Raw genomic sequence first — 15,840 nt, forward strand, 5'->3', positions numbered from 1 at the left:
GGTAGTGAGGCTTCTTTTTTATATGGTGATTAACATAGAAATATAAAGTGAGAATCACTCGTATTTGATTATGTGTGTGATTCCAAAGAAAATATTGACAAATATTTTCGTGGTGATTACATAGTTAATGATGAGGAACCCATTAAGAGTATTCTTAGGAGGATATGAAATGAATCGATTGCGTAAAGATGATATTGTGCTATTTCAAGGAGACAGCATTACTGACGCGGGAAGAGATCGCAGCAATCCGAATGATCTGGGTACAGGGTATCCATTGATGACAGCAGGACTCATCGGTATGAGTCATCCTGAGATGAATATCAAATTTGTGAACCGGGGCATCAGTGGTCATCGCGTGAAAGATTTGCAGGAGAGATGGCAGGAAGATTGTCTCGATCTGAAGCCAACTTGGGTATCCGTCTATATTGGAATTAATGATTGCTGGCGACGTTATGATGCTCAGGATCCGACAAGTGTGGAGCAATTTAAGGCAGGCTATCGAGAGTTACTGAAACAGACGAAGGAAACCCTTGATGCCAATCTGATCCTACTTGAACCATTTGTACTGCCTTATCCGGAGGACCGTAAAGCTTGGCGTGAGGATCTGGACCCGAAGATTCATGCTGTTAGAGAGCTTGCTGCGGAGTTTAATGCTTTGCTCGTTCCACTAGATGGTCTATTTGCTGCTGCGGCTACGCGCCGTGAGCCTGCTTACTGGGCACCTGACGGTGTGCACCCTTCACCTGCTGGTCATGCGCTTATCGCACGTGCATGGATGGAGACGATGGGACTTGGCTTGAAATAATTTATTCAATTTTAAAAATATATGCTGACATATCGTCAACATGTTGTAATATGAAATGAAATGGAAATACCAGTAATTCTACAGAACTCTTCATTTTTCAGCAAGAAATGTATTGACTACCCTAATTAAATCCGATAGGATTACTTGTAATATAACGACATACATATTTTAGGGGGAAGAGAAATGAAGGGGAGTAAATCGTGGTACAAGCTAACTAGCTTGCTGTTATCTGTTGTTATTTTGACAGCGGGATGTGCACAGTCTGGTAAAGATAGCGGAAGTGCACCGAAGCCGGATAACTTGCCGGCTGGAATTGCTGAGAAGAACGAAATTAAATTGATGGCTATCCGTAAAATCGGAGGCGATGATCATACAGCACAATTTTTAGCGGGAGCGAAGCAAGAAGGTGAAGCCTTAGGATTCAAAGTGGATACTTTCTCTGCTAATAATGATACTGCTAAATTCCATGATGCTATCGCTCAAGCTACAAATAACGGGTATGACGGTATTATTCTGTCGCACGGAGATGATCCGGCTACAGTAGAAGACGTGAAGAAGCTGACAGAGAAAGGGATTCCGGTTGTTGCTTACGACTCTGTTCCTGAGCTTGCAGACATTAAAGGTGTAACCCTTACTTCTCAAGATGACGAGGCGTTAGCGAAGTTTGCTCTCGACAAGTTAATTGAGGAGCAAGGCGCGGAGGCGAATATCGTATACCTATGGGTAGATGGTTTCCCGCCGATGATTCGTCGTAACAAAGTGTATCAAGAGACATTGAAGAACAACCCAGGCATTAAAGAGATTGAGCGTTTCGGCGTAGCTAGCGCAGACACTTCCGTAGAAACGCAGAATGCAGTAGCTGCTATGTTGACGAAGCATCCAAAGGGAGAAATCGATGCCATCTATGCAAGCTGGGATGCTTTTGCTATCGGTGCAGCAAGAGCCTTGATCGAAGCGGGCCGGACTGAGATCAAAATTTATGGTATCGATGTATCAAATTCTGACCTTGAAATTATGCAGAAGGATGGAAGTCCTTGGGTTGCTACTGCTGCTGTAGATCCGAAGATGATTGGTGCAGTAAACGTTAGACTTTTGGCGAAGAAAATCGCAGGTGAGGAAACGCCTGATACACACAATCTGGAAGCGACACTTATTGATCGCGCAAGCCTTGAGAAATCCAGCGAAGCAGTGAATATGGTCAATCTCAGCAATATTATTCCGGGCTGGGGCACCAGTGCTGACTTTGAAGAGGATTGGATGAAAGCCTTGAAGCAAGCGAACGGTAAATAATATGCCGCAGGCGCTCTTATCGTCCTAAGATAAGGGCGTCCTATTTTTTTTTGAAAGGGAAGGTGGTCTTCACTTGGAACATTCAAATTCAGCTTTTACATCTGTGACGGCAGACCACGCCGCTCCATTGCTATGTATGAACCAGATTTCGATCGCTTTCCCAGGTGTGAGGGCTTTAACTGACGTTGATTTTGAACTGAAGAAGGGTAGCGCTCATGCATTGATCGGTGCGAATGGAGCAGGGAAGTCAACGCTAATGAAGATCCTTGCAGGTACATATGACCATTACGAGGGTCAGATATGGCTTGAAGGTGAGATGGTTAAGATCGCTTCACCTAAGGATGCTAAAGATCTTGGTATTCAAGTGGTGTATCAAGAAGTGGACACAGCACTCATTCACAATTTGACGGTAGCTGAGAACATTATGCTAGATCTCATGGTTCATAATATGGGCAAGCGTCATGTGATTCAGTGGAAGGCGCTTCATCAGGAGGCGCAAGCTATACTGGATCGAATGAACATTCGCATCTCTACACGTAAGCTCGTTCAAGAGTTAACACTGGCAGAGAAGCAGATGGTACTTATCGCTAGATCAATCTCGAAGCAGTGCCGCATCCTTGTGTTGGACGAGCCGACAGCACCTCTAAGCCACAGTGAAACAGAGCAGCTGTTCACTATTGTACGAAAGCTGAAGTCTGATGGCGTCGGGGTAATATTCATATCTCACCGGCTTCCAGAACTGTACGAGATTTGTGATGAAATTACGATCCTTCGTGATGGTAAGCGGGTCGCTAGCGATAGCATTATCCATATCAACCAGACTCAGGTTGTAGAACATATGTTGGATGCTAAGATGGAGCAGCAGTTCCCTTTTAAGAAAAGTAAGATTGGGGAGACCTTGTTCGAAGCGCGTAGCATCCATGACCGAGGCAAGGTTCACGATGTGAATTTACATATTCGACAAGGTGAAATTGTTGGCCTTGCAGGTCTAGTTGGCGCAGGGAAGACGGAACTGTGCCGCGCCTTATTCGGTGCCTCGAAGACCTCTTCAGGGGATCTGAGCTTTCGAGGGAAGAAACTTCGGATTACGTCTCCGCATGATGCTGTCCGTGAAGGAATAGCGCTCGTTCCAGAAGAACGGCGCCGTGAAGGTATATTTGTTGAAGAATCGGTTGCAGTTAATTTGACGGCAGCCATGTTGTCTCGTTTCTGTAGATGGGGATGGTGGCTCAGTCCAACGAAAGAGAAGAATACCTCTGCTATGATCATCGATAACTTGGGTATCAAAACTCCTGATGAGCGGACGAAGGTAAGCAGCTTGTCGGGAGGGAATCAGCAGAAGATTGCTATTGGTAAATGGCTGCTGGTTGATGCAGATGTATATATTTTTGATGAGCCAACGAAGGGCGTGGACGTCGGAGCTAAGCGAGATATTTTCGAACTGGTGGAGGATCTGGCGCAGCGGGGGAAGTGCGTGTTATATGCGTCGAGCGAATTGTCCGAAATTGTGGGTATTTCCGATCGCGTTTATGTCATGTATGACGGCAGCATCATTAAGGAATTACAGACACGGGACAGTAATGAAGAGGAGATACTGTTGTACTGCACAGGAGGCGGATTGACATGAACACAGCAAGAGCGATGCAGGAGAAGACGACGCGTAGTGCGTTTGATTTTCTATATAAATACGGCACGATCATTACGGTCGTGGTGTTGATTGCGGTATTCGGTATCTTAAATGATAATTTCTTGAGTAGTAATAATATTATTAATATTTTACGTTCGATCTCCATCGTAACGATCATTGCGGTCGGTCTTACCGTATCGCTGGCCGTTGGCGGGTTCGATCTATCCGTTGGTTCCACAGCCTCACTTGCTAATGCCCTGGTGATCTCGATGTTCGTCTGGCATGGACATAATATTGGTGTTGGCTTGATGATTACGCTCGTGTTCTGTCTAGCTGTGGGACTTGTGAATGCATTTCTGGTCATCAATTTCAAAATTCAGGATATGCTTATGACGCTGGCGACGATGTTTGTTTTCCAGGGCGTTGCCCTTACGTATACACGGGGTGCGACTGTCTCTCAGAACATGATTATGCCGAGTGGTGAGTTCGCAGAAGGTAAAATCCCGGCGGTATTTGAGAAGCTTGGACAGGTTCCTTGGATTATTATTATCATGTTGGTTGTGGTAATCCTTGTTCACTTGTTCCTTACATATACGAAGCATGGGCGCTATATGTATATGATTGGCGGGAATCGTGAAGCAGCTGAATTATCAGGTATTGCAGTTAGCAAGTACCGACTTGCGGCATACGTGATTTCAGCACTTTTTGCAGCAGTAGGTGGTATTATTCTGGGAGCGCGCGTTATGAATGCTGAGGTGAATGCAGGCGGTCCTTACCTGATGGATGCTGTGGCGGCAGCCTTTATCGGATACTCGGTGCTTGGTGCTGGGAAGCCGAATGCGCTTGGAACCTTTGTTGGAGCGGTATTGATCGGGATTTTGCAGAATGGCCTTATCATGTTGTCCGTTCCGTACTATGCAATGGATATTGTAAAAGGCTCTGTCCTTGCGCTGGCCCTGGCGATTACTTATTATAAGAAAAAGTTTTAAATTCCATCCAAGTAGCAGATGAAAGTCCTCTAAGACTTTGTCTGCTTTTTTTTATACTCAAATTGTTAATGAAATACATATTCCAGAAGGAAAATGAGGATACCTATCGAATCATAGGAAATAGAAGGAATGGGTCGATTTATGGCGAGGAATAGCGAATCCGCAATTCATGTCGTTGTTGACGAGAAGAACTTATATTCTTTATTCTTGTAGGAGTGCTTTACACACCGCGAAAGGGGATTCACCATGAAAAAGGAAACTTTTATACAACCAGATCCTCAGAGTTGGTTGGATTCATTCCATTTCTCCATTCCGATCAAAATTCGCTATTGTGAGACGGATATGCTGGGTCATGTGAATAATGTAAGTTATTTTATGTATTTCGAACAAGGACGTATTGAATACTTCGAGAATCTGGGCTTAACGGATGAGCTTTTTAGTGAGAAACAGGTTTCTGTAGTCGCAGATTTAGAGTGTCAGTATTTGGCGCAGATGTATTTAAAGGATCCGCTTGTTCTGCATGTGAAGGTAGCTAGGATTGGCCGATCTTCGATGGATGTGCAATACGCCATCGTGGTGAACAATCAGTTGAAGGCTGCGGGGCGCGGGACTATCGTGCTCATGGATACGAAGAGCGGGAAGAGCACGCCGATTCCGGATGAAGCACGTAAGAAGATTTCATCTTTTGAAGGCTGGGAATAATCCAGACGGCGAGGCGCCTGCATATTACAGGAAGGAAGGCGAAGAAATCATGAAAGTACGCTTTGGAATTATCGGTACCAATTGGATTACAGAACGTTTCATACAGGCGGCCATGGAGACTGAGCAATTCGTTCTAACGGCGGTTTATTCTCGTTCTGAAGAGAAGGGAACAGCGTTTGCTTCGAAATATGATGATCCACCAATTGTATTTACTGATCTGCAGCAAATGGCATCATGTGATGAGGTGGACGCCGTTTACATTGCAAGTCCGAACTCATTCCATGCAGAACAAGCCATTCTGTGTATGAATCATGGGAAGCACGTTTTGTGTGAAAAACCGATTGCATCGAATGTCGTTGAAGTGAAAAGAATGATCTCTGCTGCACGAGAGAATGATGTCTTACTTATGGAAGCACTTAAATCAACGCTGATGCCGAACTTCAAAGCGATCAAAGACAACCTGTATAAGCTAGGCTTAGTACGTCGATATTTTGCAAGTTATTGTCAGTATTCATCACGTTATGACGCTTATAAACAGGGCACGATTCTCAACGCCTTTAATCCTGAATTCTCTAACGGATCACTTATGGATCTAGGGGTCTATTGTATTTACCCGATGGTGACATTGTTCGGTAAGCCGGATTCAGTTCAAGCTGTTGGGGTGATGCTATCCTCCGGGGTGGATGGAGAAGGAAGCATGCTGCTTAAATATCCGATGATGGATGCCGTGATCAGTCACTCGAAGATCAGTCATTCCTACGTCCCTGCTGAAATTCAAGGCGAGAATGGCACAATGGTTATTGATAAGATCAATCAACCTTATGATGTGAAGATTTATTATAGGGATGGAACAATTGAGGATATCACTCAAACGCAAACCCATGAATCGATGTATTATGAAGTTCAGGAGTTTATCGAGCTGCTACAGACGGGTAAGAGAGATAGTGCAATTAATTCATTAGAGAATTCCATCATTACGGCAGAGATTGCTGAAGAAGCAAGGCGGCAGATCGGTCTTCGTTATCCTGCGGATGATAAAATATGATCTCCCTCAGGTACATATTCATAACCGATAACAACGACTATGGTACAACTCAAGCTGCAGGAAGCTTGGGTTTTTCTTTTTGTTATATAGGATAAAATACAAGGTTTTCCTTCATCGCTATATGACATTTGTCATACTCTGTACTTGACGTTTATGACTACTTCGTATGACATCATGGACTTATAATGAAGTTAGATTCGTGCCTATTAGGCATCAACGCATATTCATGTGTCATATCGAGGAGGAAACCTGCAATGGCCCAGTCCAACAACCTGTCCAGCTTGAAGAAAAATGTTGCCCCTTATGAGAAAATTGAGACAAAATCGAGTATCCGGCAGCTGTTGAATACGTTAATACCGCTTGCATTGCTGTGGTATGCTGCGTATTTAAGCTTATCGGTATCTTATTGGTTGACGATTCCTATTGCGATTGTTACATCCGGATTTGTGATTCGGACATTTATTATATTTCATGATTGTTGTCATCAGTCGTTCTTTAAGAGTCGCAGGGCGAATGCGATTATTGGTCACATTACGGGTGTAATTACACTTGTACCTTATCAAAAATGGAAAATCAGTCATTCGATCCACCACGCGACGAGTAGCAATCTGGATAAACGTGGAACAGGTGATATGTGGATTCTCACGGTCGAAGAATATCAAGCCGCTTCAATCTGGACGCGATTGGCATATCGATTCTATAGAAACCCGCTTGTAACGTTTGGTCTGGGTCCGATTTTTATATTTCTAATCAATTATCGTTTTAATCGGAGAGGCGCGAAGCGCAAAGAGAAAATCAGTACCTATATCACGAACGTGTCTCTGGTGGCATTGTACGCGCTACTGAGCTGGGCGATTGGTTGGCAGGCTTTTGTTCTGGTTCAGGCTCCAATTTTCTTCTTCTCTGGTGTGATGGGGATTTGGTTGTTCTATGTACAGCATCAGTTTGAAGATACGTATTTTGAACATGATGAAGAGTGGTCTTATATCAATGCCGCTGTAGATGGAAGTTCGTATTATAAGCTCCCTAAGTTATTGCAATGGATTACGGGTAACATCGGTTTTCATCATGTACATCACTTGAGTCCGAAAGTTCCGAATTATAATCTTGAGAAAGCCCATAATGCAACACCACCGCTTCAAAAGGCCACAACGATCACGATTCGTACCAGCCTGAAGGCGTTGAACTTTCGTTTATGGGATGAAGCGAATAAGTCGTTTATCAGCTTTAAAGATATGAAACGTCTGAAGCATATGAAACAAAAACCGGATTCAGCGACACCTGTTGCGGAGGCTATGCATATACCTAAACCGGGCCTTCAAGGAAAGTAACGATTAGTTAGGAACGTTTATGATAGAATACAGGTAACAAAGATGAACAGAGGTGGACGGCCCATGCAGAAATGGCATCAGATTTTTCAGAGGAATACGGGATTAAATCCGTATGTATGGGTCGTCTTTTATATTCTTCCGTTCTACTTTATCTTTCGTTCCTCATCGACTTATCAGGTCGTTATAGGAATCATTATGATTCTGGTCTTCTTCGTATGTTATGTGCTCTCCTTCGTATCGAAGGGATGGCTGGTTTATTTCTGGACGAGTGTTCAAATATTAATATCAATTATGATGTCTTTAGTATTTGGATATGTATATTTCTCGCTTTTCCTAGCGTTTTTTATCGGGAATATTAAAAGCCGAGTTGGATTTTTTACATTGTACTCCATTCATTTAATAACGACGGTCATTACGATTAATTACGGTTTCATATCCAAGACACCGTGGTTTATTACTCAGCTTCCTTTCGTGATGCTCAGTGTGGTCGCTGTGATCCTGCTGCCCGTAACGACATACAACCGAAATAAGAATGATAAACTTCAGGTACAGCTTGAGGATGCGAATAAAAAAATATCAGAGCTGGTGAAGTTAGAGGAACGGCAACGTATTGCTCGTGATCTTCATGATACATTGGGACAGAAGTTGTCCCTCATCGGCTTGAAGAGTGATCTCGCGAGCAAGCTGATTACGAGTAATCCTGCTAAAGCTCAAGCTGAGATCGATGATGTAAGGCAGACGGCCAGAACTGCACTGAAAGAAGTGCGGGAGATGGTCACTCAAATGCGAGGTACACGATTAGAGGATGAAATATTCCGGATTACTCAGATTTTAAAGGCTGCTCAGATTGAATTTACACTAGAAGGAAACCCTGAGCTTAGCAATGTTTCTCTAATGAACGAGAATGTACTAAGTATGTGCCTGAAGGAAGCGGTCAATAACATTGTGAAGCATAGCAGTGCGACCTCCTGCTCCATCACCATTGAACCTAGCCGAAGCGGTCTTATTGTTACGGTCAAAGACAACGGAGTAGGTATACCGACTGAATCAGCGTACACCCGTGGTAACGGTCTTAGAGGAATGTGGGAACGACTTGATTTCGTGAATGGAAGCATGGAACTGAGGTCAGATCAGGGAACGATTCTAGTGATAAAAGTGCCGAATGTACTTAAGCAACTGGAGGAGGAGACAGGGGTATGATATCAGTAGTCATAGCGGAAGATCAACGAATGCTGCTTGGAGCACTGGCCTCCCTGCTCGATCTAGAGGAAGACATGCAGGTGGTGGGTACGGCGAACAATGGTGAGGACGCTGTAAAGCTTGTGCATTCCCACAAACCGGACGTATGCATTATGGATATTGAAATGCCGATCAAGAGTGGATTGGAAGCCGCAGAGGAGCTCAGGGGGCTCGGCTGCAAGATCATGATTCTTACAACATTTGCGCGGCCAGGGTATTTTGAAAGGGCTTTGAAGGCGGGTGCACATGGTTACTTGTTGAAAGATAGTCCGAGTGAAGAACTGGCCACTTCCATTCGTAGTGTGATGGCTGGACGCCGAATTTATGCGCCAGAGCTTGTGGATGAGGCATATGGTGAGGAGAATCCCTTAACCGAACGGGAAAAGGCGGTCCTAAACCTCATCGCTGATGGTAAGAATACGAAGGAAATTGCGAGTGAGCTTTTTATAACCACAGGAACGGTTCGAAATTACATATCTGTGATTCTAGATAAGCTTGGGGTTAGTAACCGAATTGAGGCAATTACGAGGTTCAAGGAAAAAGGATGGTTTCGGTAGCCGATTGATCATATCTGCATTAAAGCACCTGGGTTGGAAAACTTAAGGTGTTTTTTTATGCATAAAATGAATAATTATACATAAAATTGTATGTGGGAGAGAGGTCAGTCTTAGGAGAGTAACAATAAAGGTGTTTGGACAACCTATTATGTAAATTGTTAAATATAAGAAAAATAAAGGTTTTTTGAAGATGATTTATTTTATTTATAATAATTTTAAATAAATAATTGCTGATTGCTCTGTATTTGTATGCATTTATGCATTTTTTATGTATAATATATATTGATTGCCTAAAAGTCATCAAAAGGAGGAGGACGAACGTTGTATGGACCATATGATATTTGAAGTTGGTACGGCCCTCATGTTAATTGCCCTTGCTTCTGTTCTAGCAGGTAAGTTGAAATTCTCAATTATTCCATTTCTTATTGTTCTTGGAATGTTGGTGGGCCCCCATGCCCCGACGATTGGAATCTTTGACTTTAAGTTTATTGAAAGTCAAAGTATTATCGATTTTCTAGGAAGAATCGGGGTGTTGTTCTTACTATTCTATCTGGGACTTGAGTTCTCAGTTCAGAAGTTAATCAAGTCAGGTAAGAACATTGTATTCGGCGGTACAGTTTATGTCGTACTTAATTTCGCTCTTGGAGTAGGGTACGGATTCTTATTCGGCCTACCGTTATATGAAACTTTAATCATCGCGGGGATGTTATCCGTTTCATCGAGTGCGATTGTGGCAAAAGTTTTGGTTGATCTCAGACGTACGGGTAACTCAGAAACCGAGCTTATTCTAGGTATGATTTTATTTGATGATATTTTTCTAGCCGTGTTCTTGTCCGTGATGTCGGGACTACTGCTCGGAGGAGCCACTTCCGTAGGTGCAACGATTGTATCTGTATCTATTTCCATTGGATACATGCTATTGTTCTTCTTAATTGCAAGAAAAGGTACGCCGATTTTGAATAAGCTTCTTAATATTGCGTCTAGTGAAATTTTCATCATTGTTGTATTTGCTTCCTTATTCTTCATTGCTGGGTTCTCTGAGACGCTGCATGTTGCAGAAGCTATTGGTGCATTATTGTTCGGACTTGCTCTTTCAGAGACGGAACATAGCAAAAAAATCGAGCATCTCGTTGTACCTTTTCGTGATTTCTTCGGTGCCATATTCTTCTTCAGCTTCGGGCTGAGTATAGATCCGTTGGCACTCGGAGATGCATTGTGGATGGCACTTGGAGCAATAGCCTTGACGATCATCTGTAACTTTGTAGCAGGAATGATAGCGGGTCGAAATGCCGGATTATCTCATAAAGCTTCAGCTAATATTGGATTGACTATTATGGCTAGAGGGGAATTTACGATTATCGTAGCAAATTTAGGGATCGCAGGGGGCTTGGCTCCTATTCTGAAGCCGTTCTCTGCCCTGTATGTTTTGGTTCTGGCTATACTAGGTCCGTTACTAACTAAGGAATCAAAGCACATATACAAAGTGATGAACAAAGTGTTTAAATGGAGCGAACCTAAAATTAAAGTTAAAGAAAAGGCTAATAAGTGATACGATGCTACTAAAGTATGTTATCTTCATGTTAGGAGTTTAGATGAAGGCACAGAATATGCTGTTGAACGGGAGGATTCAAAGAATGAGTATGATCAGAGAATCCGATCTGCCTGGGATCGGGAAAAAGTTTCAAGTGAATACGAGATCCGGTGACAAGCTGGTGATTGTTATACATGATGATGGTCGTAGAGAATTGTATCATTTTGAAGATGATGATCCAGATGAAAGCATCTCCATGGTTTCTTTGGAAGATGATGAGGCACGTCAGATCGCAGGAATTATTGGTGGAATGACTTATAAGCCGAAGGCGCTTGAGACGATTGAGGTGTCCCTCGATGATCTGATCATCGAATGGTTCCGAATCGAGCCACATTACCCAACTGTCGATAAGACGATTGAAGAGTTGCAGATTCGTCAGCGTACGGGAGCTAATGTGCTAGCGATTGTGAAGAAGAATGATCAGAAGATCAATCCTGGACCGGATGCACGTTTAACTGCGGGCTCCACACTGGTCATCGCTGGTGAGCGTAAGCAGATCAAGCAGTTGAAAGAGCTGTTGGAACAAGGTTAATGTAGCCTTTTATACTACAAATAAGCCCGTCCATTTATGGATGGGCTTATTTGTAGTTTCGTTATTTTAACGTGAATATACTTCGTTCTGTTTGTTCGTTATAATCTTGGAAGATAATAAGAAAAGAATGCTAATTCTTAAGAGAATGTTAAGAACTTAGGAAGGTTGGCGTTAAGAACTCTCCTGTATATTAGGTAACGATCGATTCACTTCGAAGCGGTCATTCATCTAAATCATACAGGAGGTTAAGCCATGCTGAACAAATCGACGATCCAGAAGAAGCGCGAGAATCTTCCTGAATTGCAGTTGGTGCGTGCATTCGCTATTCTTGGTGTGTTATCTGTTCACTCTACTTCTTATGCAGCAACGGCTATGGTGGAGTCGAATTACTTCTTCTTATACAATTTCATGAACATTTTTATGAAGTACGGGACACCAACGTTCATTTTCTTAAGCAGCTTCGTATTGTTCTATAACTATTATGAAAGACCATTGTCTAAAGAATTGATTGGTGGGTTCTACAAGAAAAGATTGTTATATATCATTATTCCTTATACGGTATTTTCGATCTTTTATTTTACTTTGCTTCATGTTCTCTATTATCCCGACCGCTCCTTACAGGACACAATCCTAAGTTTTATTAGTAAGCTATTGACGGGGAAAGCTTATACTCATCTCTATTTCGTATTTATTAGTATTCAATTTTATTTGTTGTTTCCAATCATTTTGTGGGTATTCAAAAAAGTTCCACAACTGACCAAATGGGCCATGCCGATCGGTCTTGCAGTGCAGTGGGCTTTTATCCTGCTGAACAAGTATTACTTGCAAGTGCCCAACAAGGGAAGCTGGTCACTTTCATACATGGCTTATTTCATGCTGGGTGCCTTTATCGGCATATATTATCCGAAGCTTAAAGACTGGTTTGTCATGAGCCGGGCCAACGCAACTTCAGCTCGAATGGCTGGCTGGATCGTATTATGGATCAGTTGGGCGACAGCTGGACTTGCTCACGTATACATTTATTACAATAGTCGTTTATACGGAACGCAATATAATTCAACACTATATGAGTTCCTATGGAATGTGCACACGTATTTGGGAACAATCGTATTATTACAGTTAGCTTTTGTTGTATACCGTAAAGCACCTCGAAAACTGTCGGGGATGTTTGAGAAGTTAGGTGCTCTTTCATTCGGAGTGTACCTGATACATCCGTTTTTCTTGCTTGTATATAGGCAGTTTCCCCCACAGACCGGAAGTTCGATCATTACACATATGTGGTACGCTGGCGGCTTCCTGACAGCTTTGTTCTGTTCCTGTATTGTCGTAGCATTAACAGTACGATACGTTCCATTCTCCTGGATCCTCTTCGGTAACATTTCAAGCAGGAAGAAAGTTAAACCGTATATCGACAAGACATCAGTCGCCGTGAATAAACATTAATTAGGGCGATTTTAATCAGAGGAGGAGCCATGGCTGAAGTAACGATACTAATGGTAGATGATGAGACCGAAATTATTAAATTAATGGATATTTACGTGAAAAATGAAGGTTATACGCTGCTTAAAGCATCTAATGGCCTGGAAGCACTAGAAATCTTGAAGAATCATAAGGTGGATCTCATTATCCTGGATGTCATGATGCCGAAGATGGATGGAATTCAGGCGTGTATGAAAATTCGGGAGGAGAATAATACACCTATCATTATGTTGTCTGCCAAAAGCCAAGAGATTGATAAGATCGCTGGTCTCAGTATCGGAGCGGATGATTATGTAACAAAGCCGTTCAGCCCGCTGGAGTTAATCGCACGTATTAAATCACAACTTCGGAGGTATAATCAGCTCGGTACAAAGACGACTCAGAACGAAAATGAGATCCAAATCAATGATCTAATCATCAATGTAGCATCTCACAGGGTTACCGTAGGCGGTCAAGAAGTGAAGTTAACACCAAGGGAGTTCGCTCTGCTTCATACGCTGGCAGTCAATCGAGGTCTGGTGCTCAGCATGGACAAGCTTTATGTTGAAGTGTGGAATGAGCCGTTTATGGAATCGAAGAATACGGTTATGGTTCATATAAGGAAGCTGAGGGAGAAGATAGAAAAGGACCCGCAGCGACCGGAATATATTAAAACGGTATGGGGAATTGGCTACAAAATAGAGTAAAACCTATAGCAGAGGTGAAGGATCATGAGAACGAAATTACTCCATACGATTCGCTGGAAGCTTATCCTTCTGCTATTGTCCAGCATGGGTACGACTGCTATATCGCTACTTATCTGTTATGCGGTGGGTACACTTCTTGTGGATGTTAGACCGATTAATCTGCCTATCCGGTGGATCATTCATCATATCGGGTCCGCTCCGGTGATGATCACCGTAGGTATCGTTGTATTTTTTGTGAGCTTCTTCATGATCAGTAAGACTTTCGTACGTCAACTGAACGAGATCAATACAGGCATGAAGAAGATATCGAATGGCAGATTTGATCACCATATTAATGTGACGTCCAGTGATGAGATTGGTGAAGTTGCGGAAAGCATCAATCAGATGACAGCGCAGCTGAGCCAGTATCTAGAGGAAATAACAGAGGGCTTGCGTGAGATTGCGAATGGGAACTTTGATACGACCATACCGGTTCGACCGGGCAGTAAGCTAGGGGAAGTGGCAGACAGTATTAATCAGATGAGCAGACAGTTAAGTCACTCCATTCAAGAAGAGCGTAATGCTGAGAAGACGAAGAACGACCTCATCACGGGAGTATCCCACGATCTACGGACGCCGCTAACTTCTATTCTTGGGTTTCTGGAGGTCATAGAGGAAGATCGATATCAAGATGAGGTCGAGTTACGATATTATGTGAACATTGCTTATGAGAAATCCCTTGCTTTGAAAAAGTTAATCGATGATCTGTTTGAATACACTCGTATCAATAACGGTCTCCCTTTAGAAATGGGAGAGCTTGATATGGTCGATTTTATCGGACAGCTAACCGAGGAATTCGTACCAAGCTTTGAAAAGGCTGGAATGGAATGTGTAATGACGGCTGCTGAAAGACCCCTTAAGATTATGGCCGATGGGGATCAGCTCGTTCGAGCATATGAGAACCTGATGACGAATGCCCTGAGGTACGGGAGATCCGGAAAGGTAGTGGATATCGTAGTTCGCAAAGATCATGATCAGGTTGTTGTGAGCTTTACCAATTACGGTGATCCCATACCGGAGAGAGATCTACCTTTCATCTTTGATCGATTCTATCGTGTGGAGAGTTCGCGTTCAAAAGAAACGGGGGGAACCGGGCTCGGACTAGCGATTACGAAGAGCATCATTGAGACGCAAGGCGGCGAAATTTCCGTGCGTAGTAATCGTCAGAAGACGACCTTTGAGACACGTTTTAACATATATTGAACCTAGATATTGAATAGACAGCGGCAAGAACGGAAGGGGATGAAAATGTGGGAGAACAATATGCATCTTCCAGCAATAATAAAGGCTATATGCTTTTGCTTGTGCCTGTTATTGCTTTAAATCTCTGGGGTGGTTTGTATGCCGTCAGTGCAGCGACAAGTGAGATGAGTGTTCAGTTTGATCTGAGTAACGATACAGCTCTCTCTATGCAAGGTACTACAACGATTGGATCTGCACTCGAACCTCCGGTTTCAAGTACTGCCCATCAACTTATTGTATCTACCTCTTCAACTACATTTACCTATGACGGTCAGCCGGTTGAAGCAGTCCAGCCCGTGGTATACAAGAAAGGCTACTATTATGTACCGGTTGTTACGATGGCTAAGTTGGTTGGATTGGATTCATCCTATGATTCTAATACCAAGGAAATGATTGTGTCAGACAACAGTACGATGGTGCGATTTAAATCAGGGAGCAGAATGTATACTGCAGATGACTCATCTAACATGATGGAAGCTCCTGCAATAACCCATCAAGGAAGTACGATGATTACGATCGGTAGTTGGGCTTGTCTTACGGGAAGTACCGTGGTTAAAGAGGGAAAGTCTTTTTCACTGACGTGGAATAGGCCATCTGTTAAGTAAGACTTCGTTCGTACAACGGAGTCTTTTTTTTTTCGAATTAGTCCATCTCAACAGAACTATTGCTCCGATTCAGACGTTAAA

Annotated in this window: 15 protein-coding genes; all 15 read left to right on the plus strand. The window is 43.0% G+C overall.

Annotated elements, in window-relative coordinates; genetic code table 11:
* The first annotated feature begins 169 nt into the window (after window positions 1-169).
* Complete coding sequence (locus ACK8P5_RS05595; protein WP_422659994.1) at window positions 170-805, plus strand: SGNH/GDSL hydrolase family protein; 636 nt, start codon at window positions 170-172, stop codon at window positions 803-805.
* Window positions 806-988: 183 nt separating this feature from the next.
* Window positions 989-2,095 carry a sugar ABC transporter substrate-binding protein gene (locus ACK8P5_RS05600; RefSeq protein ID WP_422659995.1) on the plus strand — a complete coding sequence of 369 codons (1,107 nt, stop codon included), beginning with the start codon at window positions 989-991 and terminating at the stop codon, window positions 2,093-2,095.
* A 136-nt stretch (window positions 2,096-2,231) separates the two neighbouring features.
* Window positions 2,232-3,722 carry a sugar ABC transporter ATP-binding protein gene (locus tag ACK8P5_RS05605; protein WP_422661382.1) on the plus strand — a complete coding sequence of 497 codons (1,491 nt, stop codon included), beginning with the start codon at window positions 2,232-2,234 and terminating at the stop codon, window positions 3,720-3,722.
* Window positions 3,719-4,711 carry an ABC transporter permease gene (locus tag ACK8P5_RS05610; RefSeq protein WP_422659996.1) on the plus strand — a complete coding sequence of 331 codons (993 nt, stop codon included), beginning with the start codon at window positions 3,719-3,721 and terminating at the stop codon, window positions 4,709-4,711. Before ACK8P5_RS05605 ends, ACK8P5_RS05610 begins: the two co-directional genes overlap by 4 nt.
* Before the next feature lie 246 nt (window positions 4,712-4,957).
* Window positions 4,958-5,413, plus strand: a complete 456-nt coding sequence (locus tag ACK8P5_RS05615) for an acyl-CoA thioesterase (RefSeq protein ID WP_422659997.1) — start codon at window positions 4,958-4,960, stop codon at window positions 5,411-5,413.
* 49 nt (window positions 5,414-5,462) lie between these two features.
* Window positions 5,463-6,458 carry a Gfo/Idh/MocA family protein gene (locus ACK8P5_RS05620; protein ID WP_422661383.1) on the plus strand — a complete coding sequence of 332 codons (996 nt, stop codon included), beginning with the start codon at window positions 5,463-5,465 and terminating at the stop codon, window positions 6,456-6,458.
* Window positions 6,459-6,712: 254 nt separating this feature from the next.
* Window positions 6,713-7,789, plus strand: a complete 1,077-nt coding sequence (locus tag ACK8P5_RS05625; protein ID WP_422659998.1) for a fatty acid desaturase — start codon at window positions 6,713-6,715, stop codon at window positions 7,787-7,789.
* A 63-nt stretch (window positions 7,790-7,852) separates the two neighbouring features.
* Window positions 7,853-8,989: a sensor histidine kinase gene (locus ACK8P5_RS05630; RefSeq protein ID WP_422659999.1), complete on the plus strand. Its 1,137-nt coding sequence runs from the start codon at window positions 7,853-7,855 to the stop codon at window positions 8,987-8,989.
* Window positions 8,986-9,585 (plus strand): response regulator, encoded by a 600-nt coding sequence (locus ACK8P5_RS05635; RefSeq protein WP_422660000.1) that lies wholly within the window; start codon window positions 8,986-8,988, stop codon window positions 9,583-9,585. Before ACK8P5_RS05630 ends, ACK8P5_RS05635 begins: the two co-directional genes overlap by 4 nt.
* A 325-nt stretch (window positions 9,586-9,910) precedes the next feature.
* Window positions 9,911-11,134, plus strand: coding sequence for a cation:proton antiporter (locus ACK8P5_RS05640; RefSeq protein ID WP_422660001.1), 1,224 nt, complete (start codon window positions 9,911-9,913; stop codon window positions 11,132-11,134).
* 85 nt (window positions 11,135-11,219) lie between these two features.
* Window positions 11,220-11,708, plus strand: a complete 489-nt coding sequence (locus ACK8P5_RS05645) for a cation:proton antiporter regulatory subunit (RefSeq protein ID WP_422660002.1) — start codon at window positions 11,220-11,222, stop codon at window positions 11,706-11,708.
* 252 nt (window positions 11,709-11,960) lie between these two features.
* Entirely contained in the window at window positions 11,961-13,151 is a 1,191-nt protein-coding gene (locus ACK8P5_RS05650; RefSeq protein ID WP_422660003.1) for an acyltransferase, read from the plus strand.
* A gap of 29 nt (window positions 13,152-13,180) precedes the next feature.
* On the plus strand, window positions 13,181-13,873 hold the full coding sequence (locus tag ACK8P5_RS05655) for a response regulator transcription factor (RefSeq protein WP_422660004.1): 693 nt from the start codon (window positions 13,181-13,183) through the stop codon (window positions 13,871-13,873).
* A 24-nt stretch (window positions 13,874-13,897) separates the two neighbouring features.
* Window positions 13,898-15,115 carry a sensor histidine kinase gene (locus tag ACK8P5_RS05660; RefSeq protein ID WP_422660005.1) on the plus strand — a complete coding sequence of 406 codons (1,218 nt, stop codon included), beginning with the start codon at window positions 13,898-13,900 and terminating at the stop codon, window positions 15,113-15,115.
* 47 nt (window positions 15,116-15,162) lie between these two features.
* The gene (locus ACK8P5_RS05665) at window positions 15,163-15,759 is read left to right on the plus strand and encodes a stalk domain-containing protein (protein ID WP_422660006.1); all 597 of its coding nucleotides are present in this window, start codon (window positions 15,163-15,165) and stop codon (window positions 15,757-15,759) included.
* Window positions 15,760-15,840 lie beyond the last annotated feature (81 nt).

This window comes from Paenibacillus sp. EC2-1, from assembly GCF_049311625.1.
Lineage (GTDB): Bacteria > Bacillota > Bacilli > Paenibacillales > Paenibacillaceae > Paenibacillus_AQ.